This is a genomic window from Clostridium hominis, from assembly GCF_014287825.1.
Taxonomy (GTDB): Bacteria; Bacillota; Clostridia; order Clostridiales; family Clostridiaceae; genus Clostridium; species Clostridium hominis.
Genome location: NZ_JACOOO010000035.1, coordinates 31,975 through 57,985, shown reverse-complemented (window position 1 = coordinate 57,985; position 26,011 = coordinate 31,975). Strand labels below are relative to the sequence as shown.

The following is a 26,011-nucleotide window of genomic DNA, read 5'->3' as shown; positions in this document are numbered from 1 at the left end:
ATTTAAGTATCATTAAACGACATATTTAACGACTAATAGAGTATAACATATGGGGTATAAAAGGTCAATGATAATTAAGGTGTAAAACATCTTTTTAATAATGGTTTAAAATGCTATAATCGATATATATAACTATCGAAGAAGGAGACGAATTAATGAGTAAATTATACTTTAGATACGGAGCAATGAATTCAGGAAAGTCGACTAACTTAATGCAAGTAGCTCATAACTATGAAGAGCGTGGAATGAGTGTGGTATTAATAAAACCTGCTACTGATAAAAAGGGTGGAGATAAGTTAGTATCAAGGCTTGGAGTAGAGAGAAAAGTTGATTTAGTAATAGATAAAGATATGAATATATATGATGAAGTTAAAAATTGGAATGATACAAAATGTATGATTAATTGTATATTAGTAGATGAAGTTCAATTTTTAAAATCATATCAAATAGATCAACTTTTTGAAGTAGCTGTCGGATTAAATATACCTGTAATATGCTATGGATTAAGAACAGATTTTAAGATGCAAGGCTTTGAAGGTAGCACAAGATTGTTACTATTAGCTCATAGTATTGAAGAAATGAAGACAATATGCAAATGTGGAAGAAAAGCTGTATTAAATGGAAGAAAAATAAATGGTAAATTTGTTTTTGAAGGAGAACAAGTTGCTATAGATTTAGTAGATAATGTTGAGTATGAATCATTATGTGGACATTGTTATATAAAGTATAAGGATCAAAAATAATTTTGAAAGAGTGATGATATGAGAAAATGTGATGTTGGGGGTCAAGCTGTAATAGAGGGAGTTATGATGCGTGGCTCAAAAGGATTGGCTACAGCAGTAAGAACTCCAAGTGGTAAAGTTGAAGTAGACATGAAAAATGTTAAGCCACTAACGAAAAGATACAAGTTTTTAAATATACCATTTATAAGAGGAATATTTATATTAATAGATTCCTTAATAGTTGGAATTAAAACTTTAAATTATTCTGCAAGCTTTTTTGAGGAAGATGAAGAAGAATCTAAGTTTGAGCTTTGGTTAAAGAAAAAGCTAGGAGATAAAGGGGCAAATGATTTAATAGTTACAGGGACGATGATGTTTTCGCTTTTATTATCTGTAGGGTTATTTGTTGGGATTCCAACGGTATTAGCTGCTTTATTTAAAAGATTTGGATTACATCCGATAGCTTTAAATTTAATAGAGTCTGTGATTAGAGTAGGAATTTTAATATTATACATGTATTTAGTTAGTAAATTAGATGATATATATAGAGTATTCCAATATCATGGAGCAGAGCATAAAACTATTTTTTGTTATGAGAATGAAGAGAAGTTAACTGTTGAAAATGTTAAGAAATATAGTAGATTTCATCCAAGATGCGGAACTAATTTCCTGTTTTTAACTATGTTCGTTAGTATAATAGTTTTTTCATTAACAGGATGGGGTGGAGTTATACAAAGAATAATTCTTAGAGTTTTATTAATGCCTTTTGTGGCAGGAATAACTTATGAGTTAATAAAATGGCTTGGGAAAACTGATAGTAAGTTAGGTAAAATAATAGCTTATCCAGGATTAAAGCTACAAGAACTTACTACAAAAGAGCCGGATGAGTCACAAATAGAAGTAGCTATAGCTTCATTGCTAGCAGCAGAAGGAATTGAATATAAAAAGAAAATTGGAGAATTATTAAAAGAAGGGGCTGATATATTAAAGGAAGTCTCTATTGACACTTATATACTAGATTCTCAATTATTATTAGGCAAAGTTATAAATAAAGATAAATTGTATTTAATTACCAATAGGGACGAAGAAGTTAGCAAAAAATCAGAAAAAGAGTACTTTGAACTTATTCAAAAAAGAAAAGATAAAATGCCTATTAAATATATATTAAAAAGTGCTGAGTTTATGGGATTAGACTTTAATGTTGAAGAAGGGGTATTAATACCTAGACCGGATACAGAAATATTAGTTGAAGAAACCTTAAAGTATATTCCGAAAGATAAGGATATGAATGTTTGTGACCTTTGCTGTGGAAGTGGTGCTATAGGTATAGCATTAGCAAGTTTTAGGGAAAATATAAATATTGACCTAATAGATTATTATGATACGCCGAAGAAAGTAACAGAAAGCAATATTGTTAAGCACAACTTAAAAGAAAGAGCTAAATTTATAAAAAGTGACTTGTTAAAGGTAGTTATTCATCAAAATAAAAAGTATGATATATTAGTTTCAAATCCACCATATATAAAAGAAGAAGTTATTTCAACTCTTATGGAGGATGTTAAGGATTATGAACCTCATACGGCTTTATCAGGTGGGCAAGATGGATTAGTATTCTATAGAAGAATAGTTGAAGAAAGTTCAAAGGTTTTAGGAGAAGATGGTATACTTGCTTTTGAAATTGGCCATGATCAAGGTGAAGAGGTTAAAGATTTGATGATTAACAACGGTTATAATGATATAAAAGTAATTAAAGACTTAGCCGGATTAGATAGAGTTGTAATAGGAACTTTAAAAAGTTGATAAAATCACATTTACTATGATATAATACTAAAATGTGAAAAATTAGAGTATGGAGTGATACTATGTTATTAGATAAATTAGCATTTACTGAAAATAAATATGAAGAACTATCAGTTAAAATATCAGATCCTTCAATAATGGCTAACCAAAATGAGTGGAGAAAGCTATGTAAGGAGCACGCAGAATTAGAAAACCTAGTAACTGTTTATAGAGAATATAAAAAAGTTGTAGAAGATTTAGCAGCTAATAAAGAGATGCTAAATGAAGAGTCAGATAAAGAAATGAGAGAAATGTTATCAGAAGAAATCTCTATGTTATCTGAACAAGAAACAGAATTAGAAAACAAGATTCAAATTATGTTATTACCTAAAGATCCTAATGATGACAAGAACGTATTTGTTGAAATTAGAGGTGGAGCTGGTGGAGATGAAGCAGCATTATTTGCAGCTAATCTTTTTAGAATGTATACAAGATATGCAGAAAGCCAAAGATGGACTGTTGAAATGATGAGTTCAAATGAAAATGATCTTGGTGGCTTCAAAGAAGTTGTATTCATGATTAAAGGTAATGGAGCTTACTCAAAGCTTAAATATGAAAGTGGAGTTCATAGAGTTCAAAGAGTACCAGACACTGAAAGTTCAGGTAGAATCCATACCTCAACTGCTACAGTTGCAGTATTACCAGAAGTTGATGATGTTGATATAGAAATACATGATAAAGATTTAAGAATTGACGTTTATAGATCATCTGGTAATGGAGGACAATGTGTTAATACTACAGATTCTGCTGTAAGAATAACACATATTCCAACAGGAACTGTTGTTGCTTGTCAAGATGAAAAATCACAGCTTAAGAATAAAGAAAAAGCTATGAAAGTATTAAGATCTAGACTTTATGAAGCAGCTGAGGCAGAGAGAATGGCTGGAATAGCTGAAGATAGAAAGAGCCAAGTAGGTACGGGGGATAGAAGTGAAAGAATAAGAACTTATAACTATCCACAAGGAAGAGTAACTGACCACAGAATAGGTCTTACACTTTACAAATTAGATTCTTATTTAAATGGAGATATAGAAGAAGTTATAAATGCTCTAATCACTGCAGATCAAGCAGAAAAGATGAAAGCAATGGGAAATACTGATTCGATGTAATAAGATTAAAAGCCTTGCATTTATAATGTAAGGCTTTTAGAATAGGTAAATAAATTATGTATATAGATAAAGCATTAAAAAGGCAGAGTAAATTAAAAAAATTATTTTATAGTACTATGATATTTTTAAGTATATTCTTACCTATGATGGTTTACTTAGCAAATATAAGATCAAAGTTTATATATATCTATTTATTAGTTTTAGAGATATTAATTCTTTTATCCATAGTAAATAAAATTAACTTTTATAACTTAAAATTTTCATGCGCAAATAATAAATTAAAATTTAAAAGTGGATTGTTCTCAAAAGAGAATATCTTAATTTGTGATAAAATAGCTATAGTACATACAAATAATATTAAAGAAGATATAGAAATAGTAATAGTTACAACTATGAGATTTAGAAATAAATCATTGAAACCTGTTAGCAAGTCATTTTTGCAAAGGTATCCTGAGGCTAATCATGAATATTTAAAGCTTAAAAGGCTAAATCCTGAAGAAAGTTATTATTTTCAAGTAATTAGAAGAGGAGCTTTAAATAAGTATATTTTATTAGAAGTTATTTATAAAAATTGTGTAAAAGCTATATATACTTCATCTGCTATAGATAATATTAAAATAGCAAGAGGGCAAAATGAATTTTAAAAGAAGGAAGGTAAGTCTTGTGAAAACAAAGGTTGCCATAATAAATGATGTTAGAGATGATATAGAATATATAAAAGAGGCTGGAAGTGTAATTAAAGAGGGAGGAACAGTGGCATTTCCCACAGAAACAGTATATGGATTAGGTGCTGATGCATTAAATTCAGAAGCTGTAAAGAAGATATTTATCGCAAAGGGAAGACCACAAGATAATCCACTTATAGTACATGTTAGTTCTAAAGATTTATCATATTTAGTTAAAGATATTCCTAAAGTAGCTGAGGATTTAATGAATAAATTTTGGCCAGGTCCGTTAACTATAATATTAGATAAAAAAGATATAATTCCAGATGAAACTAGTGCGGGGCTTAGTACTATAGGTATAAGAATGCCTAATAATGAGATAGCATTAAAACTTATAGAATTATCAGGAAAACCTATTGCAGCGCCATCTGCAAATATATCAGGCAGACCTAGTCCAACGGAAGTAGAAAGATGTATTGAAGACTTAGATGGAAGAGTGGATTATATTTTAGGTGGAGACAGAAGTGATATAGGAGTGGAATCTACTATAGTAGACTGTACTGTTGAGCCTCCAATGGTATTAAGACCTGGTGGAATTACTTTAGAAATGCTAAGAGAAGTTGATGCTAGAATAGAGATAGATAAAGCTTTAATGAAAAAACCAACTGATGATTTAAAGCCTAAGGCTCCTGGAATGAAGTATAGACACTATGCACCGAAGGCATCTTTAAAAATAATTAGAGGTAAAAATGAAAAAACTATTGAAATTATCTCTGAAATGTTGGAAAATTATATAGATAAAAATAATAAAGTGGCAATACTTACAACAGATGAAAATTTAAGTAGGTTTAATAAAGGTGAAATTATATCATTAGGCAGTGAAAAAGAATTATCACAAATAGCCCAAAATCTTTTTGAAGCTTTAAGAAAATGTGATGATTTAGGGGTTCAATATATTTTATGTCAAGGATTTGAAGAAGATGGTGTTGGACTTGCGATAATGAATAGACTCAATAAAGCTGCTGGATATGATATTATAGATGTTTAATTAAAGGAGGATGGGGGAACCTATCTTCCTTTTTTATAAATAAAAAATGGAGGATTATTTTATGAAGATAGCGTTAGGTTGTGACCATGGTGGTTTAAATTTAAAGGCGGAGATAGCTAGTTATTTAAAATCACAAAATATAGAATTTAAAGACTTTGGTACATATACAGAAGAATCTTGTGATTATGCTGACATAGCTTTACCAGTAGCAGAAGCAGTAGTAGCTAAAGAGTTTGACTTTGGTATATTAATATGTGGAACTGGAATAGGAATTGGAATAGCAGCAAACAAAGTTCCAGGAATAAGAGCAGCACTTTGTTCAGATACATTTAGTGCTCATGCAACTAGAGAGCATAACGATGCTAATATATTAACTATGGGAGAAAGAGTAGTTGGTAAAGGATTAGCTATAGATATAGTTAAAGCTTTCTTAGGTGCTGAATTCGAAGGTGATAGACACGTTAGAAGATTAGAAAAGATAACTAAGATAGAAGAAAAATATAGAAATAACAAGTAGTTGCTACAAAAATAATACTTGATATATATGTTAATTGTTAATATATAATTAGTTAGTTTAATTTAGGAGGAATAAAAGATGAGTAAAGTAACAGAAATGAGACATCCATTAATATCACATAAGTTAGCTTATATAAGAAGTAAGGATACAGGGTCTAAATATTTTAGAGAATTAGTTGAAGAAGTATCTATGTTAATGGCATATGAAGTAACTAGAGATTTAGAAACAGAAGATGTTGAAATCGAAACTCCAATTTGTAGAACTACATGTCAAATGTTAGCAGGTAAGAAGATGGCTGTAGTTCCTATATTAAGAGCTGGACTTGGGATGGTTGATGGAATACTTAACCTAATACCAGCAGCTAAGGTTGGACATATAGGTCTATATAGAGATGAAGAAACTCTTCAACCAGTAGAGTATTTCTGTAAACTTCCTCAAGATATAGCAGAAAGAGATGTAATTGTTGTTGACCCAATGTTAGCTACAGGTGGATCAGCGGCTGATGCTATTATGTTATTAAAACAAAGAGGTGCTAAGAAGATAAGATTAATGTGCTTAATTTCTTCACCAGAAGGAATAGAATTAGTTCAAAAACAACATCCAGATGTAGATATATATGTAGCTGCTATAGATGAAAAATTAAATGAAAAAGGATATATAGTACCAGGTTTAGGTGACGCTGGAGATAGACTTTTCGGAACTAAGTAATAAAGAACGAAGCAGTTGCTTCGTTTTTTTAATAAATTGATAATAAATTAAATGAGAAATTCTAAATTATAAATGAAAAGTTAAGGGAATAAATTTCTTGGTTTTGAATTATGAATTAAGAATTTTACATTAAATAAACATAACATATAAAAAGAGGTGTTTTTATGAAGAGAGAAGCTTATTTAAAGTGGGATGATTATTTTATGTCGGTAGCATTGTTATCGGGTATGAGAAGTAAGGATCCTAGTACTCAAGTTGGGGCTTGTATTGTAAATAGTTCAAATGTAATTGAAAGTATAGGTTATAATGGGTTACCAAAAGGTTGTTCAGATGATGAATTCCCTTGGGAAAGAGAAGGAGAGACTTTAGATACAAAATATTTATATGTAGTACATGCAGAATTAAACGCTATATTAAATGCAAAAGGAAAAGATTTAAGTGGATGTATTATTTATGTAGCATTATTTCCATGTAACGAATGTGCTAAGGCAATTATTCAGTCTGGGATAAAAGAAGTAGTATATTTAAGCGATAAATATGCTGATACAGATTCTGTAAAGGCTTCAAAGAAAATGTTTAGCGCAACTGGAGTTAAGTTAAGACAACTTACCCCAAGAGAGAAGAATATACATTTATCTTTAGATATTGAAAATATATAAGTGGAATTAGTTAATATGAAAAACATCATAATAATTATATAGTTAGAATACATAGACAAAAGATTAATATTTCTATAAAATGTAAAATATATAAAAATATACAAAATATGGTTGAAAATGAAAAGTGGTAAGTGGTATAATAAAACTGTTAATTGTTTAACAATTAACAGTTTTATTCTTTATATGAGATTAATGGGAGGGTATATTATGAGAGATGTAGTAATAGTAAGTGCAGTAAGAACTGCAATAGGATCTTTTGGAGGGGCGTTAAAGGATGTTCCAGCAGTAGACTTAGGTTCATTAGTAATTAAAGAAGCTGTAAATAGAGCTGGAATCAAGCCAGAATTAGTAGAAGAAGTTTTAATGGGAAATGTTATACAAGCAGGATTAGGTCAAAATGTTGCTAGACAAGCATCTGTAAAAGCTGGAATACCAGTAGAAGTACCTGCTATGACAATAAATATGGTTTGTGGATCAGGATTAAGAACTGTATCATTAGCTGCTCAAATGATTAAAACTGGAGATGTAGATGTAGTTGTTGCAGGGGGAATGGAAAGTATGTCTCAAGCTCCATATGCATTAAAATCAGCTAGATGGGGACAAAGAATGGGCGATGGTAAAATGGTAGATACAATGATAAATGATGCATTAACAGATGCATTTAATAATTATCATATGGGTGTTACTGCAGAGAATATAGCAAAAGAATGGGGATTAACAAGAGAAATGCAAGACGAGTTTTCTGTAAATTCTCAGTTAAAAGCTGAAAAGGCTATAAAAGAAGGTAGATTTGTTGATGAAATAGTACCTGTAGTAATTCCTCAAAGAAAAGGGGAACCAAAAGTATTTGCACAAGATGAATTTCCAAGATTCGGTGCTACAATTGAAGGAATGGCTAAATTGAAACCTGCATTTGTTAAAGATGGTACTGTAACAGCAGCAAGTTCATCAGGAATTAATGATGGAGCAGCAGCGATAGTAGTGATGAGTGCTGAAAAAGCGGCAGAATTAGGAATTAAACCAATGGCTAAAATAGTTTCTTATGGAAGTAAAGGACTAGACCCATCAATTATGGGATATGGACCTTTCCATGCAACTAAAAAAGCATTAGAGAATACAGGATTAACAGTAGAGGATATGGATTTAATAGAAGCAAATGAAGCATTTGCAGCTCAAAGCTTAGCTGTCGCTAAAGATTTAAACTTTGATATGAGCAAGGTAAATGTTAATGGTGGAGCAATAGCACTTGGACATCCAGTAGGAGCATCTGGGGCTAGAATATTAGTTACATTACTTCATGAAATGGAAAAGAGAGATGCTAAAAAAGGTTTAGCAACACTTTGTATAGGTGGAGGAATGGGAACAGCTTTAATAGTAGAAAGAGAATAATAATAAAAGACCTTACTTTGAGTAAGGTCTTTTATTATTATTCAAAAGTCTGAAAATTTAGTCAAATGAATTTAATAAATCATAAATTAAATAGATTATTCATAAAATGAGATAAAGTTAAAAAATATAAGCAATAGTGAATTATAGAAATAATTACAAATAAATACAGGGGTATTTAGGTGAAAAATAATGGAAATGGAGTTTTATATTAATGTTTTAAAGAGATATAATTACAGAAGTTATCTAAGGAGTAATAATATATGAATAGGGAAATAAAAAGTTTACTGAGGATACTTATAAAGAACATCATGTTGACATTAGCTATTATTATTTTTGCTATGTTTTTAATTGGACATGCTATATTAGGTGTTATATTTTCTTTAGGATTATTAGTTGCAACTACAAATTTTGTACTTAGTGGAATTATAATTGAAAAAACAATTAAAAGTAAGAAGAAGTTTGTTAAGTATATTTTTCCATTTAGTTATATTTTAAGAATTATAACAGTAGTTATTATAGCGTATCCATTTATATATAATATTGAAGAACTTTTAGCCTATATATTAGGATTTATAAGTTTTTTTATAATGTTAATAATAACTTGGTTAAAAATGCAAAGGGGAGTGAGTAAATGGAGCCATACAAACCTATAATCTCATTTAATCTTGGCCGTCTAGTAATAGATATAAAGCCAGAGGCAGTAATACAACTAGTAATAATACTCTTTGTGGGGATTTTAGCATGGTATGCTACAAAAGATTTAAAAAGTAAACCGCAAGGTAAGAAACAAGTAATTGTTGAATACTTGTATAACCTAATTAATAATGTTGTGGATAGCAACATGGGGAAGGAATATAGAGATGTAGTGCCATTTATAGGGACATTGGCTATATTCATTTTAATAATGAACCTCACAGGATTAGTTGGTATAGCAGCGCCTACTAAAAATTTTAGTGTAACAATTGCTTTATCTCTAATAGTATTTGTATTTATACAGGCTTATACAATTAGAAAAAAAGGTATAAAGAGTTACTTTGGAGGATATGCAAAGCCTATGGCTGTTATGCTACCAATAAATATATTAGAAAGAGTTATGCTTCCAATATCATTAGCTCTAAGATTGTTTGGAAATATATTAGCTGCAACAGTTTTAGTTGAATTGGTATATCAAGGTTTATCATCATTAGCTTGGATTGCTGAGATTGGGTTACCAATACCACTTCATGCATATTTTGATATATTTGATGGAGCAATTCAAATGGTTATATTTGTAATGCTAACAATGATAAATACCAAAATAACTGTAGAACATTAAAGAAAAAATTGATATTAAACTTTACTGACATTATTAATAAAAATAAATGCAAATTAAGGAGGAATTAAATTATGGATCAAGAATCAGTAAGAGCATTAGCAGCTGCAATAGCAGTTTTAGTAGGAATAGGAGCTGCTATTGGAATAGGTAATGCAACAGCTAAAGCTGTCGAAGGAATCGCTAGACAACCAGAAGCAAGTGGTAAGATAACAACTGCTTTAATGATAGGTGCTGGATTTGCTGAAGCTACAGCAATATATGGTTTATTAGTATCAATATTATTAATATTTGTAGGAATAAGCTAAAAATTTAGTGTTTTAGATAATTCTTAGAAAGGAGAAAGCTAATTATGGAAATAAATATAGGAGTTATATTAGCTTCAATAGTAAATACAGCAATTTTATATATAATATTAAAACATTTTTTCTTTGATAAAGTTAAAGCTGTGATAAATGAAAGAGAAGAATATATAAATAAAACCTTTTTAGAAGCTGAGGAAGCTACAGAAAAGGCAAAAACAATAAGCATAGAAAGTGAAAAAAGAATAGAAGAACTAAAAAGACAAAGTAGAAAAATAACTGAAGATGAAAAGAAAAAGGCTGAAGATATTTATAGAGATATAGTTGATGAAGCAAAAAGAGATGCTGAAGTTATAAAGGAAAAAGCTAGAGTTGAGATAGAAAGAGAAAAGAAACGAAACGAATATGTTTTAAAAGAAAGATATGTCAGCTTAGCAATGGAGTTATCAGAGCAATTAATAGAAAAGAATATAGACGAGGGTAAAAATAAAGATCTAATAGATGAATTTATCGCTAAAGTAGGAGATTAAATATGTATGAATATTTAGATAAAAGATATGCGATAGCTCTTTATGAAGTTGCAGAAGAAAATGGGAAAGTTGATGAATATATTGAAAACTTAAAGATTATATGTGACTTAATGGATAATGATAAGAGTTTTTATGAATTTATCAAAAATCCTCAAGTAGGTACAAGAAATAAGAAAAGAGCATTTATTAATATTTTTAAAAATAAAATTGACGAAGATTTGTTATCCTTTTTGCTTATTTTAATTGAGAAAGAGAGAATTCTACATTTAAGAGAAAAAGTAAATGAAATGGAAAAGATAATTCTTGAAAAAAATAATACATTAAAAGGTTTTGTTAAGACTACAGTACCTTTAACAGACGAACAATATAATTTATTAATAAATGCCTTAGAAAAAAAGTATAGCAAAAAAATTGTGTTAGAGAGAATTATAGATCCTGATATACTAGGTTCCATATATGTAAAAATAGATGATGAGGTTATAGATGGAACAATCAAGTTTAAAATGGATAAATTAAGGGAACTAATGCTTGAATTAGAATAGAGGTGTTAATGTGCATATAAAGCCAGAAGAAATTACATCTATTATAAAAAAAGAAATAGTGAAATATGAAAAAAATATAAAGACAGAAGACACAGGAACTATAATCCAAGTTGGAGACAATATTGCGAGAGTTTATGGATTAGATGATTGTATGGAAGGCGAATTGTTAAAATTTCCTAATGGTGTTTATGGAATGGCATTAAACTTAGAGCATGATAATGTAGGGTGTGTTCTTTTAGGTTCCGAGGAAGGAATAAAAGAAGGAGATATAGTAAAGAGAACTAATAAAATATCAGAAGTTCCAGTTGGTGAAGATATGTTGGGAAGAGTAGTAAATGCATTAGGTCAGCCAATAGATGGACGAGGCCCTATATACTATGAAGAGTTTAAACCAATAGAAGCACCAGCTCCAACAATAATAGATAGAACATCTGTTAAGGAGCCGTTACAAACTGGAATTAAAGCTATTGATGCTATGATTCCTATAGGTAAGGGTCAAAGGGAACTTATAATAGGAGATAGACAAACTGGGAAAACAGCAATAGCTATAGATACTATAATAAATCAAAAAGGTAAGGATGTTATATGTATATATGTAGCAATAGGACAAAAGCAATCTACTGTAGCCAATATAGTGAATACCTTAGATAGAATGGAAGCATTGGATTATTCTATAATTGTAGCATCCACGGCAGCAGAAGGAGCACCATTACAATATTTAGCTCCTTATGCAGGATGTACAATTGGAGAATATTTCATGAATAAGGGTAAGGATGTTCTTATAGTTTATGATGATTTATCAAAGCATGCAGTTGCATATAGAACAATGTCATTATTACTTAGAAGACCACCAGGAAGAGAAGCTTATCCAGGAGATATATTTTATATTCATTCAAGATTATTAGAAAGAGCAGCAAAATTATCAAAAGAAAAAGGCGGTGGGTCTTTAACAGCACTTCCTATAGTAGAAACTTTAGCTGGAGATGTAACTGCATATATACCTACTAATGTTATTTCTATTACAGATGGACAAATATTCTTAGAAACTGACCTATTTAACTCCGGACAAAGACCAGCTGTGAATCCTGGTATATCTGTATCAAGAGTTGGTGGAAATGCTCAGATAAAAGCTATGAAGCAGGTATCAGGAAGCTTAAGATTAGAGCTCGCTCAGTATAGAGAGTTAGCATCATTCGCACAATTTGGATCGGATTTAGATAATGATTCCAAGATAAGATTAGAAAAAGGAAAGAGAATATTAGAGGTTTTAAAACAAAAGCAGTATGAACCTATGAGAGTTGAGGAGCAAGTTCTGATTTTATATGCAATTAGTAATAACTTTTTAACTGACATAAATTTAGGTTACATATCTGAATTTGAAAAAGAGTTAATGAAATTTGCAGATACTCATTATAGGGACATGTTAAAAAGTATAAAAACTGAAGGTAGCTTAACAAAAGAAGTTAAATGTGATATGGAAGAATGTATTAGTGAATTTAAAAAAATATTTACAGAGAATGAATAAAGCTACTTATATATTTATTAGGGAGGCATTATTGTGGGAGCATCTGGACTTATTGAGATAAAAAGAAGAATAAAATCTATTCAAAGTACTAAGAAAATAACTAAAGCTATGGGCTTTGTTGCTACTTCTAAACTTAAAAAAGTAAGAAATAGACTCACTAATAATGATGAGTATGTAAAAATAATTGAAGAAATAGTACAAGAAACTGTTAATTCTTTACCTGATGATTATGAATCTTTATATACAAGCAATAGGGAAGGCAAAAAGCTATATTTAGTTGTTTCATCAGATGTTGGTTTGTGTGGTGGATTTAATAATAATCTTATATCATACTTTAATGATGTTATTGAAGATAGGGATAATAGCAAGATTATTCTTGTTGGGAGAAAAGGTAAAGCTTATTTTGATAAGTTTAAGTTAAAAGCAGATAAATACATTGTTGATATGCAGAGTATTCCAACTAGTACTGAAGTTAATGAATTGAAATATATAATAGATGAACTCTACACAAGTGGAGAGGTAACAGAAGTTAATATTTTATTTACATTCTTTAAATCCCCAATAAGGCAAATACCTAAAATGGTTAAGTTATTACCTATAGAGAAAAAATATGATGGACAAGATAAATATATTATAGAACCTAATATAGATACTGTATTTAAAAATGCAATTAATTTATATATAGAAAGTAAATTGATGGAGTGCTTATTGCAATCTAGAGTAAGTGAAGAAAGTTCAAGAAAGATTGCTATGGATGGAGCAACTGATAATGCAACAGAGATGCTAAGAGTATTAGGCATTAAATTTAATAGGATAAGACAAAGCATTATAACTCAGGAAATTTCTGAAATTGTTGGTGGAGCTGAAGCGCAGAAATAATAAGGGGGTAAGATTATGGAAGAAAAAAAAGTAGGTAAGGTTGTTCAAGTAATAGGACCTGTAGTTGATATTAAATTTGATTCAGACTCCCTTCCTAACATTTACAATAAAATCGAAATTGAAATTGAAATTGAAAAAGAAAAGTTAGTTACTGAAGTAGAACAACATATAGGTGATGATATAGTGAGAACTATAGCGATGGAAGGAACTGATAGGTTAAAAAGAGGTATGAAGGCTGTAGATACAGGTAGTTGTATTACTGTTCCTGTTGGAGAAGAGGTTTTAGGAAGAGTATTTAATGTATTAGGAAATACTATAGATAATGCTGGACCTATAGGTGAAAAAGAAAGATATCCTATTCATAGACCAGCGCCTAGCTTTAAAGATCAATCATTAGAACCTGAAATACTGGAAACAGGTATAAAAGTTATAGATTTATTAGCTCCTTACCAAAGAGGCGGTAAAATAGGGTTATTTGGAGGCGCTGGGGTTGGAAAAACAGTATTAATCCAAGAACTTATTAATAATATAGCTACTGAACATGGAGCATTATCTGTGTTTACAGGGGTGGGAGAAAGATCAAGAGAGGGTAATGATTTATATTACGAGATGAAAGAATCTGGAGTAATAAATAAAACTGCTTTAGTATTTGGTCAAATGAATGAGTCACCTGGAGCTAGAATGAGAGTTTCTCTAACAGGGCTTACAATGGCAGAATACTTTAGAGATAAAGGCCAAGATGTTCTTTTATTTATAGATAATATATTTAGGTTTACTCAAGCTGGATCAGAGGTTTCAGCACTACTTGGAAGAATACCATCAGCAGTTGGATATCAGCCAACACTTGCAACAGAAATGGGAGAACTTCAAGAAAGAATTACATCAACTAAGAATGGTTCAATAACTTCAGTGCAAGCTGTTTATGTTCCAGCGGATGACTTAACAGATCCAGCACCGGCTACAACATTTACTCATTTAGATGCTACAACTGTTTTATCAAGATCTATATCAGAGCTTGGAATTTATCCTGCAGTTGACCCATTAGATTCATCATCAAGATTGTTAGATCCAAGAATTGTTGGAGATGAACATTATAATGTAGCTACTGAAGTAAAGAATTTACTAGAAAGATATAGACAATTACAAGATATAATAGCTATTTTAGGAGTAGATGAATTATCTGATGAAGATAAAAAGGTCGTTGCAAGAGCAAGGCGTATTCAAAGATTTTTATCACAGCCGTTTACTGTTGCAGAACAGTTTACAGGAATGAAGGGTAAGTATGTTCCTATATCAGAAACTGTAAGAGGATTTAAGGAAATACTAGAGGGCAAATGTGATAATATTCCAGAAGGGTTATTCCTATTTGCTGGCACTATAGACGAAGTAAAAGAAAAAGCTAGTAATGTAAATGGGTGATTTGAATGGAAAGGTATAGTAAGTTAACTATTATAACTAATGATAATAAAAAAGTTGAAGAGAATATACTTTCTATAGTAACTGAAAGTGAAGAGGGAAAGGTTGAGATTTTACCTAACCATACTAATTCTATAATAGGTACAATTCCCACTGTAACTAAATTCGTTTGTTGTGATGGAAAAGAAAAAAGTATATTTACTTCATTTGGAATTATATATATAGAAAATAATTTAATAAAATTCTGTTGTGATTCAATAAATTGGCCAAAAGAAATTGATTTAGATAGAGCTAAATTATCAGAAGATAGGGCAAAAAAAAGATTAGCAGAAAAAAATAATCTAAATACAGTAAGAGCAAGAAACTCGCTTTTAAGAGCAAAAGCAAGAATTGAAGTTGCAAAGTATATATAGAAAAGAGATATTTTCAAATATTTTTATATTTATTTGAAAATATCTCTTTTTTTATTTTTATAATTTGTTTATTATTAAGGTTTTTTGTAGAAAGGGAACATTTTGGGGATGTAATTAATATATTATTATATATCGAATAGTATAAAAACTTAATAAATGGACAATAATTTTAGAGGAAAGGCGGGATAATAATATGAAGAAGTTAGGATTAATATTTATTATACTCTTTTCTCTATTAATTATTAATGGAGTAGAATATGAATGTTCTGAAAGTGAAAAATACTATAGATATATGGAAGATATTTTAATAGAAAACTATGATTTTGTTCAAAATGGGGTAAAGCTTGAATACATTATTAATACAAGCATTAATGAAGAAAAAGATAGAATTATAGAACTTCTAAAAAAAGATTCAAAGAGTAATATTGATATAGTTAACAATAATATAGTTTGTTCAGATGATGCGTTAACTTATAATATAAGCTTAATAGATGGAGATAAAACAAAAGTTGAAATTATAATAATAAATAATTCAGAAGGTTTTAAGAGTACAGACTTAAGACAAGCTGTGGAAGAAGTGAAAAGTAATAAATGTATAGATGAAAGAATTTACTATTTTTCAAAAGTTAAAATAAATGAAGAAAAAAATATATTACCATTTATATTAGATGGAATAAATGAAGATACTATAGAAGAAGCGGAAATAAGTAACGGAAAAGTGTTGAAGGCAGAATTTATTGATGGAAGTAAGATTAACCTAGGACAAATTAATTATGATACTGGAAAGTATATGATTATAGGAACACCAATAATTTTTGTAACATACTAACAATTAATATGGAGGGTAATATGGAAAAAATTATAGTTAAAGGCGGTAATAAACTTCAAGGGGAAGTTGATATAAGTATAGCGAAAAACTCAGTTTTACCTATAATTGTAGCAACTATCTTAAATCCTAGAAAAATAACAATAAAAAAAGTGCCTTTACTTGAAGATGTTCTAGTGTTAGTAAATTTATTGAGAGAGTTAGAATGTTCTGTTGAGTTTTCTGATATAACAGGAGATTTAATAATAGATACTTCGAATTTAAAGGAGATAGAGCCAAGCAATGATTTAATAAAACGTATGAGGGCATCATTTTTAATTGTTGGACCTATGCTTGCTAGATTTGGTAGATGTAAGATATCAATGCCTGGAGGTTGCAATATAGGAAGTAGACCTGTTGATCTTCATCTTAAAGGATTTAAAAAATTAGGTGTCGATATTGAAAGTGGTCATGGATATATTAATACAAAAACTGAAGGATTAAAGGGTGGAAGGGTATATTTAGACTTTCCTTCCGTCGGAGCTACAGAAAATTTAATGATGGCAGCGGTATGTGCTGAAGGAGTTACTATAATAGAAAATGCAGCTGAAGAACCAGAGATATGGGATTTAGCACGATTCCTTAATAGTATGGGTGCTAAAGTAGAAGGTGCAGGCTATGGAAGAATAACTATAACTGGAGTTAAAGAATTAAAAGAAACAGAATCATTTACACCTATATACGATAGAATTGAGGCTGGAACATTTATTGTAGCAGCAGCAATAACTAAGAGTAAGATAACTATAAATGGAGTAAATGAAGAGCATTTAATGCCTTGTATAGAAAAATTAACCGAAGTTGGAGTGAAATTTAAAATAGATGGCGAAAAAATGTTAGTAGATGGCACTGAAGATAGGTTCCCAGTAGATATTAAAACTTTACCATATCCAGGTTTCCCTACAGATATGCAACCGCAGATGATGGCATTGCTGTCACTTACTAATGGAGTAAGTATTATAACAGAAACTGTATTTGAAAATAGATTTATGCATGTTGGTGAACTGGTTAGAATGGGAGCAAATATAAAGATAGATGGAAGAATAGCTATAGTTGAAGGTGTTAAGCAACTAACAGGATGTGAGGTGAAAGCAACAGATCTAAGAGCAGGCGCTGCTATGATTTTAGCAGGTTTAGTTGCAAATGGAGAGACTATAATAAGTGAAATTCACCATATAGATAGAGGTTATACAAGAATTGAAGATAAATTTAATAGCTTAGGAGCTAATGTTCATAGAATTAAAATATAAAATAGTTATATTTAAAATAAAGACATGCTGATTAGATATGTCTTTATTTTTTTATATGTTATAGAATTATTTTACAGATTAAAACATATATATAGTTTATGGATAAAGATAGTGGGAGGTTAGGGATGAATAAAAGGTATAAGTTAGATTTAGATGAAGGAATTAAATTTATATTATTTACTACAATTTGTATAGTATTATTTATGATAATTACACCAAGTATGTTGATTAAATCAAAAGGAATCAAGGGGAATGAATTATCAGAAGTAGATATAGAAACAGAGCAAACTGAACCTACAGCATCAACAGTAGAGATTAAGGATATAACTTTAAGTGGTGATGAAACAGTAAGTGTATATATAACTTCACAAAATAAGATTGTTGATGTTCCATTAGAAGAATATATATGTGGTGTAATTTCAAATGAGATGCCAGCATCCTTTGAGATGGAAGCTTTAAAAGCTCAAGCTGTAGCTGCTAGAACATATTTAGCTAGTAAAAAAATTAAGAACTGTGTAAAAGCTAATGGAGCAGATATATGTGATTCTACACATTGTCAAGTTTATACGTCTAAAGCTGTTAGACTTGAGTTATGGGATGAAAGTGTTAGAGATGAAAATTGGAATAAGATAAGTGAGGCTGTTGAATCAACCAAAGGTCAAGTATTAAGTTATCAAAATGAATTAGTTCTTTATCCTCAGTTTTTCTCAACTAGTTCAGGAAAAACTGAAAACTCAGTTGATTTATATTGGTCAGATATACCGTATTTAAGGTCAGTAGAGAGCTCTGGAGAAGAAATATCACCTAAATTTGAGAGTGAAGTACCTATGACAATCAGTGAGTTTATTAATAAATTTGAAGAGAAGTATCCAAACTCGTCATTAAATGAGGATAATATTGAAAGTAGCATAAACATTACATCTAAAAGTGAAGCAGGTGGGGTAAAAGAGATTCAAGTCGCGGGTGAAACAATTAGGGGGCAGGATTTTAGATTTTTATATGGATTAAATTCAAGTAATTTTACTTATGAAATAAATGATGGAAATATAATATTTAAATGTAAAGGGTATGGGCATGGAGTTGGAATGAGTCAATGGGGTGCTAATGTAATGGGTAAAGAAGGAAAGAGCTATGAAGAAATTCTTAAACATTACTATACTGGAGTTGAAATTACAAATTTAAAATTTGGAGAATAAATAAATAGAGTATTTTTAAAGACTTTTGTTGAAAAACAAGAGTCTTTTTGTTTTTTTTTGATGAAATTTGTAGTACGGAAATTGAGTATAAATTGAATTAAATTTGTAGGGGGGGCAAGACTACAAAAAGGAGGTGTTGATATGAATTTAAACAACAAAGATAAGGTTAAAGACTTTTTTAGAAGGGAGGGCTTTTACTTTATTCTACTAATTTGCTTATGTATAGTTGCAGTTGTAGCAGCCTTTACTATTAAGAAAAATAATGAGTTGAAGCAAAGTAATGATCATAATAATGAATTTACTCTAAATGTTGAGGATTCAACAAATGATTCTGCAGAAACTTCAAGAAATGAAATGCCAAATGCAGATAGAGTTGAAAATGGTGACAATGTGGCAGAGGGATCAAATGAATTAGATGAAGTTGCTAACAACGAAGAAGTAGATGACTATACAGAAGTAGCTGATAACACAGAAGATGTTCCTGTTTCTAATACAGTAACAGAAGTAGTTTTCCAATTACCTTTAGAAGGTATGATTTCTAGAGAGTATAAGGAAATGGTTAGGTTACAAAATAGTGAAAGTGGAACAGTAGATAGAACTAGAAGAGGTATTGATTTAAGTGCTTCTGTAGGAACAGCTGTTAATGCTGCAGCAGAAGGTAAGGTAATTGAGGTATCAAAGAGCACAGAAGATGGAAACTTTATAGTTATAGAACACACAAATGGATTAAAGACTAAGTATGCAAATTTAGATGGAGAAGTTTCAGTTGCTGTTGGAGATACAGTTTCAGCAGGCGATCAAATTGGAATCGTTGGAAATAGTTCAATGATATTTACTTCAGAAGTATGTGGAGATGTATTAAATCTACAAGTTGAAGATTCTGAAGGAAACCAAGTAAATCCATCAGATTACTTTAGTTTCTAAGAAAAATAAATCAGCCATTTGAATTTCAAATGGCTGATTACTAATAAGAATTATATTTTAATTAAATCTATTTTTTGAGGAGGTTACATTTTGAAAGACTACATTGAAGAAAGAGTACTAGAAGTTGCTCAATATATTATTGATTCAAAAGCTACTATAAGAAAAACTGCTAAGGTATTTGGAGTAAGTAAAAGTACTATTCATAAGGATATGACAGAAAGATTGCCTAAAATTAATCCCAGTATTGCAGAGCAGACACAAAATATACTTGAATTAAATAAGGCAGAAAGACATATTAGAGGTGGAAAAGCTACTAAATTAAAATACAAAGCTATTGAATGATAATACCTTTACATATATAATATTTTTAAAGAATAATTTGTCTAAAAAAGAATTATCTTGAATTATTATATATCTAGTAGGAGTGAAGAAAATGTGGTTTTGGAGAAGTGGGAACGACCTTGGAATAGACTTAGGGACTGCTACAGTGCTTGTTTATGTAAAAGGTAAAGGTATATTATTAAAAGAACCGTCAGTAGTAGCCATAAATAAAAATAATAATAAGGTACTAGCAGTAGGTGAAGAAGCAAGAAAGATGATCGGAAGAACTCCAGGAAATATAGTTGCAGTACGTCCGCTAAGAGATGGAGTTATTTCTGATTACGATGTTACTGAAAGAATGTTAAAGGAATTTATTAAAAAGGCTTGTGGTAAGGGAAGAATAGTAGCTCCAAGAGTAATGGTTTGTGTTCCATCTCAAGCTACTGAAGTAGAAAAAAGAGCCGTAATGGATGCTGCTAGAAATTCAGGGGCTAAAAAAGTTCATATAATCGAAGAACCACTAGCAGCTGCAATAGGTGCTGGATTAGATATAACCAAGCCTAATGGAACAATGATAGTAGATATTGGTGGAGGAACTACTGATATAGCTGTTATATCATTAGGAGGAGTAGTTGTTAGGAAATCAATCAAAATCGCTGGAGATAAATTTGATGAAGCAATAATAAAGTATGTTAGAAATAAACATAAAATAATGATTGGTGAGAAAACTGCAGAAGATGTTAAGATAAAAGTAGGATCTGCGTTTAAAGATTCAAGAAATTTATTTACTACTATGAAAGGTAGAAATTTAATAACAGGTTTACCAGATGAAGTTGAAATAAGTACTGAAGAAGTAAGAGAAGCTTTGTCAGAGCCTGTATCTGTAATAGTTGATGGAGTTAAGAGTATACTAGAGAAGACACCACCTGAATTAGCTGCGGATATAATAGAAAAAGGAATATTGATGACTGGTGGAGGAGCTTTATTAGATGGACTTAATAAGCTTATAGAAGAAAACACTGGAGTTACAGTTGAAATAGCTCATAATTCTGTTGAAGCTGTTGCAGAAGGGACAGGTCAAGTTTTAAACTTTATAGATAAAATAGATTCAGATATTTTTGGAAAAGAGATAAGTCTAATAGATTAATTATAAATATATAAATGGCACTATAAGTTATTTCTTATAGTGCTATTTATTATATGAAGAATTAAGGTAATATGCATGGTTTAGTCCATGACAAATAACTCGTGCCATTTCGAATACTAAACTAAGTCTAATACCTCTAGAGGTAAAGAATTCAGCATTGTCACTAGAGTCAACTATTCCTATTATTGAGGATACACCTACTTCAGGCAATGACTTTCCTACACCTTTACCGGGATGAATAGGATAATCTCTTACATGTATTTCGCCAATAGAATTAGTATCTCCTAAACAAGCGTCAATTCCGATAATCGTAGCTTGTGGATGAAGTTTTTTTATTTCATCAATTTTTTTATCTATGTTTAAGGCATGGATAGGTGATTCTAGTGTTCCATATACAGGAACAGGGAAGGATGACTCTTCTAAAAAAGTACCTACTAAAGGACCTAAACAATCACCAATACATTTATCTGTGCCAATGCAAACTATAATAGTTTCAGATGTTACATATTTTCTTATAAATTCTGCAATTTCATAATAAGATAAGTTAGATTTATAGTTAACTTTTCTTTTCAAATATACCCACCACCCCTCAATAATAATATATATGAGAGAAAAACTAAGAATATAATAAGTATAAAAAAAGAAAAAATGGAAAATATTTTTAATAAGGTGGTGATATTAAATGAAATGGAAGATAATAATGAGAACTATGTCACTTTTAGTTATAGTAGTAACTATATTTATAGTAGTTTTATATGAACCAAATATTAAAAATAAAGATATAAGTAGTTTGGAAGATGAGACAACTGAGATTACAGAAGGGGATGTGGAAGAAACTTCTTTATCAACAGATAAGCAAATATTACAGGGAAATAGTTCTGATGTTTTAACTTTAAATTTAGATAATATAATTAACAGTTTAACTTTAGATGAGAGAAATGTAGTTGAAGGAATATTAGATAAACTTTCAGTTGTTGATTGTGCTAAAGTTAATTCTATTTTGAATAATGGTAGCATAGATTCAAAGAAGGAAGCTATGGAATATATTAAAAAACGCTTGGTAGAAGAGGATTATGATAGGCTTGTAGGTATATTAAATCAATATATTGACTTAGTGTAGTTATAATGGCTATTAAAGTTATATAAGTGCTTAATATTAAGTAAAATGAAGGAAAATAGAGCAAATTAAAAATAAAATCGGAAAATGAGCTATTATGAGGCTTGAAATATTGTTGCTATGAATATATACTAGTCATTGTCAGTTCGGCAGTGATGCACGAAATGATGAAAGTTATTAATACGATATGGGGGAGTTCCCGAGTGGCCAAAGGGGGCAGACTGTAAATCTGTTACGTTTCGTTTCGATGGTTCGAATCCGTCCTCCCCCACCATTAATAACTTAATTAAATATGCTGGTGTGGCTCAATGGCAGAGCAGCTGACTTGTAATCAGCAGGTTGTTGGTTCGACTCCGATCACCAGCTCCATTAAATGGGGGAGTTCCCGAGTGGCCAAAGGGGGCAGACTGTAAATCTGTTACGTTTCGTTTCGATGGTTCGAATCCGTCCTCCCCCACCATTTAATTTTTTGAAAAATAAATAATAACGTGGAAGCATAGCTCAGCTGGGAGAGCATCTGCCTTACAAGCAGAGGGTCACAGGTTCGATCCCTGTTGTTTCCACCAAATACGCTGGTGTGGCTCAATGGCAGAGCAGCTGACTTGTAATCAGCAGGTTGTTGGTTCGACTCCGATCACCAGCTCCATTAAAATGGGGGAGTTCCCGAGTGGCCAAAGGGGGCAGACTGTAAATCTGTTACGTTTCGTTTCGATGGTTCGAATCCGTCCTCCCCCACCATTAAAAGCATAGTTTATCTATGCTTTTTTATTTTGACTTAAAATAAGTAATATGTATTATAAAAAGTTGAGAATATATTAGAATTTAAATTTATTGACATTAGTTTTAATAATTGTTAATATATATTACAGTAAATAAAAAGTAAATAAAATTTGATATTAGTTCTTATCAAGAGAGGTAGAGGGAGAGGGCCCTGTGAAACCCGGCAACCTGTTACCAATTAGCAGTTGATAGTTAATAAATAATAATTAAATTAACTTAATTATTAATTTTTAACTTTTAATTATTAATTGTATACGTGGTGCCAATTCCTGCAATTAATTTTGCAAGATAAGAAAGACATGGTTGAATATTACGTCTCTTCTTTATCTTAAGAAGAGACTTTTTTATCTTTAGAATTAATATCATCTTAATTAAGAGAGGAGATATATAATGAGAAGATTATTTACATCAGAATCAGTAACAGAAGGTCATCCAGATAAAATCTGTGACCAAATATCAGATGGAATATTAGATAGTATACTAGCTAAGGATCCTATGGCTAGAGTAGCTTGTGAAACAGCTGTAACTACAGGAATGGTTATGGTAATGGGAGAAATATCAACATCATGTTATGTGGATATCCCTAAGGTGGTTAGAGAAACTATAAGAGAAATAGGTTATGATAGAGCTAAATTTGGGTTCGACTGTGATACATGTGCTGTATTAACATCTATCGATGAGCAATCATCAGATATAGCTATGGGAGTTGATGAAGCATTAGAATCAAAAGCTGGTGATAAAGATGCAGTTGAAGCAGTTGGTGCAGGAGACCAAGGAATGATGTTTGGTTTTGCAACAAATGAAACACAAGAGTTTATGCCATTACCAATAGCAATGGCTCATAGATTATCTAGAAGACTTAGTGAAGTAAGAAAAAATGGCACATTACCATATTTGAGACCAGATGGAAAAACTCAAGTAACAGTAGAATATGATGATAACAAAGTTATAAGAATAGATACAATAGTAATATCAACTCAACATGGACCAGAAGTTAGCCAAGAACAAATAAGGGAAGACTTAATGGAACACGTAATTAAAGCAGTAGTTCCTGCAGAGCTTTTAGACGAAAATACTAAGTATTATATAAATCCAACAGGAAGATTTGTTGTTGGTGGCCCACAAGGGGATAGTGGATTAACTGGTAGAAAAATAATAGTTGATACTTACGGTGGATACGGTAGACATGGAGGAGGAGCTTTCTCAGGAAAAGATCCAACAAAGGTTGATAGATCAGCAGCATATGCAGCTAGATGGGTAGCTAAAAACTTAGTAGCAGCTGGAGTTGCAGATAAATTAGAAATTCAATTAGCTTATGCTATTGGAGTTGCTAAACCAGTATCAATTGAAGTTGAAACTTTTGGAACAGGAAAACTTTCAGAAGAAGAAATAGTGAAAATAGTAGAAAAATCATTTGATTTAAGGCCAGGTGCAATAATAAGAGATTTAGAGTTAAGAAATCCTATTTACAAGCAAACAGCAGCTTATGGGCACTTCGGTAGAAATGACTTAGATCTTCCATGGGAAAGATTAAATAAAGTTGAAGATATAAAGAAATACTTATAATAAAAAAAGGAACTCACAGGAATTGCTGTGAGTTCCTTTTTATTAAAGTGTGTTATATACCACGTTTCCGTTAACAATAGTCATTTTTACGTTTATATCTTCATCAAAAATAACTAGGTCAGCATCAAAGCCTTCTTTTATTAAGCCTTTTCTATCTTCTACTTTGCAATGTTTAGCTCCGTTATATGAAGCCATTTTAACTATTTCGTTAAGTGGGTAATTAGAGTTGTTATAAACATTTCTAATAGCTTTATCCAAAGTAAGAACTGATCCAGCAAGTGAACCACTTAATAATCTAGCAGCACCATTTTTAACTTCTACATCTTGACCACCTAAAGAATACATGCCATCTTGCATTCCGCATGCCATCATTGCATCAGTAACTAAAAGTACCTTATCAGTTCCTTTTTGCTTATAAGCAGTTCTTAATGATGGATAAGAAATATGAATACCATCAGATATAGTTTCAGTAGTTATTTCTGAATCAAATATTGCCCCTACAACACCAGGTTCTCTATGAGTAAATGGAGTCATAGCATTGAAAAGGTGAGTTGAGTGGCAGAATCCACACTTTATACCGTCCATAGCTTCTTCATAATTAGCTTTAGTATGTCCCATTGAGCAAACTATACCTTTATCAGAAAGATAGGTAGCTAGTTCTTTAGCTCCTTCTACTTCTGGTGCCATTGTTATAGAAACTACTGCATCTTCGTCTTCACCAACCATTTCGTTAAAGTTTTCAATTGTTGGATCTATTAAGTAGTTTGGGTTTTGAGCACCTATTGCTTTAGGGCTTATAAATGGACCTTCTAGGTGGGCTCCTAAAACGTTAGCTCCATCTGTACCTTTTATTTTAGCTTCTTTAATTGCAGACATAGCCTTTCTTATGTCTTTTTTATCTACAGTCATAGTAGTTGGAGTAAATGAAGTAGTACCATGTTTAGCAATAGTTTTAGCTATTGTATTTATAACATCGTATGTTCCATCCATAGTATCAACACCACCAGCTCCATGTATATGAACATCTATGAATCCAGGGCTTAAATATAATCCTTTACCATCTATAACGTTATCATTAGCTATAGAACTAGGATTTATTTCTTTAATTTTACCATCTTCTATCAAAACAGAACCTTCTTCTATTTTGTCTAGGTAAATTAATTTACAATTTTTAATTAACATAAAAATACCTCCTACATAACTCAAATTTAAAGCAATATGAGTTAAATTTATATAATATGATATAATTATATAATATAGAAGATAAGATTTA

Annotated in this window: 28 protein-coding genes, 6 tRNA genes and 1 riboswitch; of the genes, 32 read left to right on the top strand and 2 right to left on the bottom strand. The window is 30.7% G+C overall.

The window, feature by feature from the left end:
* Positions 1 to 155: 155 nt before the first annotated feature.
* The 24 genes from H8S20_RS15030 to H8S20_RS14915 all read left to right on the top strand — a co-directional run bounded on the left by H8S20_RS15030 (position 156) and on the right by H8S20_RS14915 (position 21,275).
* Positions 156 to 743, top strand: a complete 588-nt coding sequence (locus H8S20_RS15030; protein WP_186860600.1) for a thymidine kinase — start codon at positions 156 to 158, stop codon at positions 741 to 743.
* A gap of 18 nt (positions 744 to 761) precedes the next feature.
* On the top strand, positions 762 to 2,522 hold the full coding sequence (gene prmC / locus H8S20_RS15025; RefSeq protein ID WP_186860599.1) for a peptide chain release factor N(5)-glutamine methyltransferase: 1,761 nt from the start codon (positions 762 to 764) through the stop codon (positions 2,520 to 2,522).
* A 62-nt stretch (positions 2,523 to 2,584) separates the two neighbouring features.
* Positions 2,585 to 3,670 (top strand): peptide chain release factor 1, encoded by a 1,086-nt coding sequence (prfA, locus tag H8S20_RS15020; RefSeq protein WP_032117242.1) that lies wholly within the window; start codon positions 2,585 to 2,587, stop codon positions 3,668 to 3,670.
* A gap of 116 nt (positions 3,671 to 3,786) precedes the next feature.
* Entirely contained in the window at positions 3,787 to 4,314 is a 528-nt protein-coding gene (locus H8S20_RS15015; protein ID WP_243177699.1) for a hypothetical protein, read from the top strand.
* Between the two features lie 19 nt (positions 4,315 to 4,333).
* A complete protein-coding gene (locus H8S20_RS15010) occupies positions 4,334 to 5,383 on the top strand; it encodes an L-threonylcarbamoyladenylate synthase (protein WP_032118454.1) in 1,050 nt (349 codons plus the stop codon).
* Between the two features lie 61 nt (positions 5,384 to 5,444).
* Positions 5,445 to 5,900, top strand: a complete 456-nt coding sequence (gene rpiB, locus H8S20_RS15005) for a ribose 5-phosphate isomerase B (RefSeq protein ID WP_032117244.1) — start codon at positions 5,445 to 5,447, stop codon at positions 5,898 to 5,900.
* A 78-nt stretch (positions 5,901 to 5,978) separates the two neighbouring features.
* Positions 5,979 to 6,608, top strand: a complete 630-nt coding sequence (gene upp / locus H8S20_RS15000; protein ID WP_032117245.1) for a uracil phosphoribosyltransferase — start codon at positions 5,979 to 5,981, stop codon at positions 6,606 to 6,608.
* 164 nt (positions 6,609 to 6,772) lie between these two features.
* Positions 6,773 to 7,267: a deoxycytidylate deaminase gene (locus H8S20_RS14995; RefSeq protein ID WP_186860598.1), complete on the top strand. Its 495-nt coding sequence runs from the start codon at positions 6,773 to 6,775 to the stop codon at positions 7,265 to 7,267.
* A 207-nt stretch (positions 7,268 to 7,474) separates the two neighbouring features.
* A complete protein-coding gene (locus tag H8S20_RS14990; RefSeq protein ID WP_032117247.1) occupies positions 7,475 to 8,656 on the top strand; it encodes an acetyl-CoA C-acetyltransferase in 1,182 nt (393 codons plus the stop codon).
* Positions 8,657 to 8,916: 260 nt separating this feature from the next.
* Positions 8,917 to 9,309: an ATP synthase subunit I gene (locus H8S20_RS14985; RefSeq protein WP_186860597.1), complete on the top strand. Its 393-nt coding sequence runs from the start codon at positions 8,917 to 8,919 to the stop codon at positions 9,307 to 9,309.
* A complete protein-coding gene (locus tag H8S20_RS14980) occupies positions 9,288 to 9,971 on the top strand; it encodes a F0F1 ATP synthase subunit A (protein ID WP_186860596.1) in 684 nt (227 codons plus the stop codon). The genes H8S20_RS14985 and H8S20_RS14980 overlap by 22 nt, the downstream gene beginning before the upstream one ends.
* Positions 9,972 to 10,042: 71 nt before the next feature.
* Positions 10,043 to 10,276 (top strand): ATP synthase F0 subunit C, encoded by a 234-nt coding sequence (gene atpE, locus H8S20_RS14975; RefSeq protein ID WP_032117250.1) that lies wholly within the window; start codon positions 10,043 to 10,045, stop codon positions 10,274 to 10,276.
* Positions 10,277 to 10,320: 44 nt separating this feature from the next.
* Positions 10,321 to 10,800, top strand: a complete 480-nt coding sequence (locus H8S20_RS14970) for a F0F1 ATP synthase subunit B (RefSeq protein ID WP_032117251.1) — start codon at positions 10,321 to 10,323, stop codon at positions 10,798 to 10,800.
* Positions 10,801 to 10,802: 2 nt separating this feature from the next.
* Entirely contained in the window at positions 10,803 to 11,342 is a 540-nt protein-coding gene (locus tag H8S20_RS14965; protein WP_186860595.1) for a F0F1 ATP synthase subunit delta, read from the top strand.
* A 10-nt stretch (positions 11,343 to 11,352) separates the two neighbouring features.
* Positions 11,353 to 12,867, top strand: a complete 1,515-nt coding sequence (gene atpA / locus H8S20_RS14960) for a F0F1 ATP synthase subunit alpha (RefSeq protein WP_032117253.1) — start codon at positions 11,353 to 11,355, stop codon at positions 12,865 to 12,867.
* A 33-nt stretch (positions 12,868 to 12,900) separates the two neighbouring features.
* Positions 12,901 to 13,746: an ATP synthase F1 subunit gamma gene (atpG, locus tag H8S20_RS14955; protein WP_186860594.1), complete on the top strand. Its 846-nt coding sequence runs from the start codon at positions 12,901 to 12,903 to the stop codon at positions 13,744 to 13,746.
* A 15-nt stretch (positions 13,747 to 13,761) separates the two neighbouring features.
* On the top strand, positions 13,762 to 15,165 hold the full coding sequence (gene atpD, locus H8S20_RS14950; protein WP_186860593.1) for a F0F1 ATP synthase subunit beta: 1,404 nt from the start codon (positions 13,762 to 13,764) through the stop codon (positions 15,163 to 15,165).
* A 5-nt stretch (positions 15,166 to 15,170) separates the two neighbouring features.
* Positions 15,171 to 15,575, top strand: a complete 405-nt coding sequence (locus tag H8S20_RS14945) for an ATP synthase delta/epsilon chain alpha-helix domain-containing protein (protein ID WP_032117256.1) — start codon at positions 15,171 to 15,173, stop codon at positions 15,573 to 15,575.
* Between the two features lie 193 nt (positions 15,576 to 15,768).
* Entirely contained in the window at positions 15,769 to 16,404 is a 636-nt protein-coding gene (locus tag H8S20_RS14940; RefSeq protein WP_032117257.1) for a hypothetical protein, read from the top strand.
* 20 nt (positions 16,405 to 16,424) lie between these two features.
* Positions 16,425 to 17,687 carry a UDP-N-acetylglucosamine 1-carboxyvinyltransferase gene (gene murA / locus H8S20_RS14935; protein WP_032117258.1) on the top strand — a complete coding sequence of 421 codons (1,263 nt, stop codon included), beginning with the start codon at positions 16,425 to 16,427 and terminating at the stop codon, positions 17,685 to 17,687.
* Between the two features lie 125 nt (positions 17,688 to 17,812).
* On the top strand, positions 17,813 to 18,883 hold the full coding sequence (gene spoIID, locus H8S20_RS14930; RefSeq protein WP_186860592.1) for a stage II sporulation protein D: 1,071 nt from the start codon (positions 17,813 to 17,815) through the stop codon (positions 18,881 to 18,883).
* Between the two features lie 141 nt (positions 18,884 to 19,024).
* The gene (locus H8S20_RS14925) at positions 19,025 to 19,807 is read left to right on the top strand and encodes a M23 family metallopeptidase (RefSeq protein ID WP_186860591.1); all 783 of its coding nucleotides are present in this window, start codon (positions 19,025 to 19,027) and stop codon (positions 19,805 to 19,807) included.
* A gap of 90 nt (positions 19,808 to 19,897) precedes the next feature.
* The gene (spoIIID, locus tag H8S20_RS14920; protein ID WP_032117261.1) at positions 19,898 to 20,149 is read left to right on the top strand and encodes a sporulation transcriptional regulator SpoIIID; all 252 of its coding nucleotides are present in this window, start codon (positions 19,898 to 19,900) and stop codon (positions 20,147 to 20,149) included.
* A 91-nt stretch (positions 20,150 to 20,240) separates the two neighbouring features.
* A complete protein-coding gene (locus tag H8S20_RS14915) occupies positions 20,241 to 21,275 on the top strand; it encodes a rod shape-determining protein (RefSeq protein WP_032117262.1) in 1,035 nt (344 codons plus the stop codon).
* Positions 21,276 to 21,317: 42 nt separating this feature from the next.
* Here the strand turns inward: H8S20_RS14915 and yyaC are convergent, their stop codons facing one another.
* Complete coding sequence (gene yyaC, locus H8S20_RS14910; RefSeq protein WP_032117263.1) at positions 21,318 to 21,848, bottom strand: spore protease YyaC; 531 nt, start codon at positions 21,846 to 21,848, stop codon at positions 21,318 to 21,320.
* A gap of 109 nt (positions 21,849 to 21,957) precedes the next feature.
* Here yyaC and H8S20_RS14905 point away from each other — a divergent pair, with 109 nt between their 5' ends.
* The 8 genes from H8S20_RS14905 (at position 21,958) to metK (ending at position 24,738) form a co-directional block, all read left to right on the top strand.
* Complete coding sequence (locus tag H8S20_RS14905) at positions 21,958 to 22,395, top strand: hypothetical protein (RefSeq protein WP_032117264.1); 438 nt, start codon at positions 21,958 to 21,960, stop codon at positions 22,393 to 22,395.
* A gap of 186 nt (positions 22,396 to 22,581) precedes the next feature.
* Positions 22,582 to 22,666 (top strand) — tRNA-Tyr (locus H8S20_RS14900).
* Between the two features lie 20 nt (positions 22,667 to 22,686).
* Positions 22,687 to 22,761, top strand: a tRNA-Thr gene (locus H8S20_RS14895).
* A gap of 6 nt (positions 22,762 to 22,767) precedes the next feature.
* Positions 22,768 to 22,852: transfer RNA gene (locus H8S20_RS14890), tRNA-Tyr, on the top strand.
* 30 nt (positions 22,853 to 22,882) lie between these two features.
* Positions 22,883 to 22,958, top strand: a tRNA-Val gene (locus H8S20_RS14885).
* Between the two features lie 5 nt (positions 22,959 to 22,963).
* Positions 22,964 to 23,038, top strand: a tRNA-Thr gene (locus H8S20_RS14880).
* A 7-nt stretch (positions 23,039 to 23,045) separates the two neighbouring features.
* A tRNA-Tyr gene (locus H8S20_RS14875) sits at positions 23,046 to 23,130 on the top strand.
* 162 nt (positions 23,131 to 23,292) lie between these two features.
* A riboswitch (SAM riboswitch) is annotated at positions 23,293 to 23,467 on the top strand.
* Between the two features lie 95 nt (positions 23,468 to 23,562).
* The gene (metK, locus tag H8S20_RS14870; RefSeq protein ID WP_032117265.1) at positions 23,563 to 24,738 is read left to right on the top strand and encodes a methionine adenosyltransferase; all 1,176 of its coding nucleotides are present in this window, start codon (positions 23,563 to 23,565) and stop codon (positions 24,736 to 24,738) included.
* 42 nt (positions 24,739 to 24,780) lie between these two features.
* Here metK and nagA read toward each other — a convergent pair whose 3' ends face one another.
* Complete coding sequence (nagA, locus tag H8S20_RS14865) at positions 24,781 to 25,920, bottom strand: N-acetylglucosamine-6-phosphate deacetylase (protein WP_186860590.1); 1,140 nt, start codon at positions 25,918 to 25,920, stop codon at positions 24,781 to 24,783.
* Positions 25,921 to 26,011: the final 91 nt, after the last annotated feature.

Bases quoted from the DNA above. Each gene is read 5' to 3' on its own strand.
- prfA (WP_032117242.1), top strand. From the start codon at position 2,585: ATGTTATTAGATAAATTAGCATTTACTGAAAATAAATATGAAGAACTA.
- H8S20_RS14985 (WP_186860597.1), top strand. From the start codon at position 8,917: ATGAATAGGGAAATAAAAAGTTTACTGAGGATACTTATAAAGAACATC.
- rpiB (WP_032117244.1), top strand. From the start codon at position 5,445: ATGAAGATAGCGTTAGGTTGTGACCATGGTGGTTTAAATTTAAAGGCG.
- H8S20_RS14925 (WP_186860591.1), top strand. From the start codon at position 19,025: ATGAATTTAAACAACAAAGATAAGGTTAAAGACTTTTTTAGAAGGGAG.
- prmC (WP_186860599.1), top strand. From the start codon at position 762: ATGAGAAAATGTGATGTTGGGGGTCAAGCTGTAATAGAGGGAGTTATG.
- H8S20_RS14970 (WP_032117251.1), top strand. From the start codon at position 10,321: ATGGAAATAAATATAGGAGTTATATTAGCTTCAATAGTAAATACAGCA.
- H8S20_RS14980 (WP_186860596.1), top strand. From the start codon at position 9,288: ATGGAGCCATACAAACCTATAATCTCATTTAATCTTGGCCGTCTAGTA.
- H8S20_RS14995 (WP_186860598.1), top strand. From the start codon at position 6,773: ATGAAGAGAGAAGCTTATTTAAAGTGGGATGATTATTTTATGTCGGTA.
- atpE (WP_032117250.1), top strand. From the start codon at position 10,043: ATGGATCAAGAATCAGTAAGAGCATTAGCAGCTGCAATAGCAGTTTTA.
- H8S20_RS14945 (WP_032117256.1), top strand. From the start codon at position 15,171: ATGGAAAGGTATAGTAAGTTAACTATTATAACTAATGATAATAAAAAA.
- upp (WP_032117245.1), top strand. From the start codon at position 5,979: ATGAGTAAAGTAACAGAAATGAGACATCCATTAATATCACATAAGTTA.
- H8S20_RS14940 (WP_032117257.1), top strand. From the start codon at position 15,769: ATGAAGAAGTTAGGATTAATATTTATTATACTCTTTTCTCTATTAATT.
- atpD (WP_186860593.1), top strand. From the start codon at position 13,762: ATGGAAGAAAAAAAAGTAGGTAAGGTTGTTCAAGTAATAGGACCTGTA.
- H8S20_RS14965 (WP_186860595.1), top strand. From the start codon at position 10,803: ATGTATGAATATTTAGATAAAAGATATGCGATAGCTCTTTATGAAGTT.
- H8S20_RS14990 (WP_032117247.1), top strand. From the start codon at position 7,475: ATGAGAGATGTAGTAATAGTAAGTGCAGTAAGAACTGCAATAGGATCT.
- H8S20_RS14905 (WP_032117264.1), top strand. From the start codon at position 21,958: ATGAAATGGAAGATAATAATGAGAACTATGTCACTTTTAGTTATAGTA.
- H8S20_RS14915 (WP_032117262.1), top strand. From the start codon at position 20,241: ATGTGGTTTTGGAGAAGTGGGAACGACCTTGGAATAGACTTAGGGACT.
- H8S20_RS15015 (WP_243177699.1), top strand. From the start codon at position 3,787: ATGATATTTTTAAGTATATTCTTACCTATGATGGTTTACTTAGCAAAT.
- H8S20_RS15030 (WP_186860600.1), top strand. From the start codon at position 156: ATGAGTAAATTATACTTTAGATACGGAGCAATGAATTCAGGAAAGTCG.
- nagA (WP_186860590.1), bottom strand. From the start codon at position 25,920: ATGTTAATTAAAAATTGTAAATTAATTTACCTAGACAAAATAGAAGAA.
- metK (WP_032117265.1), top strand. From the start codon at position 23,563: ATGAGAAGATTATTTACATCAGAATCAGTAACAGAAGGTCATCCAGAT.
- murA (WP_032117258.1), top strand. From the start codon at position 16,425: ATGGAAAAAATTATAGTTAAAGGCGGTAATAAACTTCAAGGGGAAGTT.
- spoIID (WP_186860592.1), top strand. From the start codon at position 17,813: ATGAATAAAAGGTATAAGTTAGATTTAGATGAAGGAATTAAATTTATA.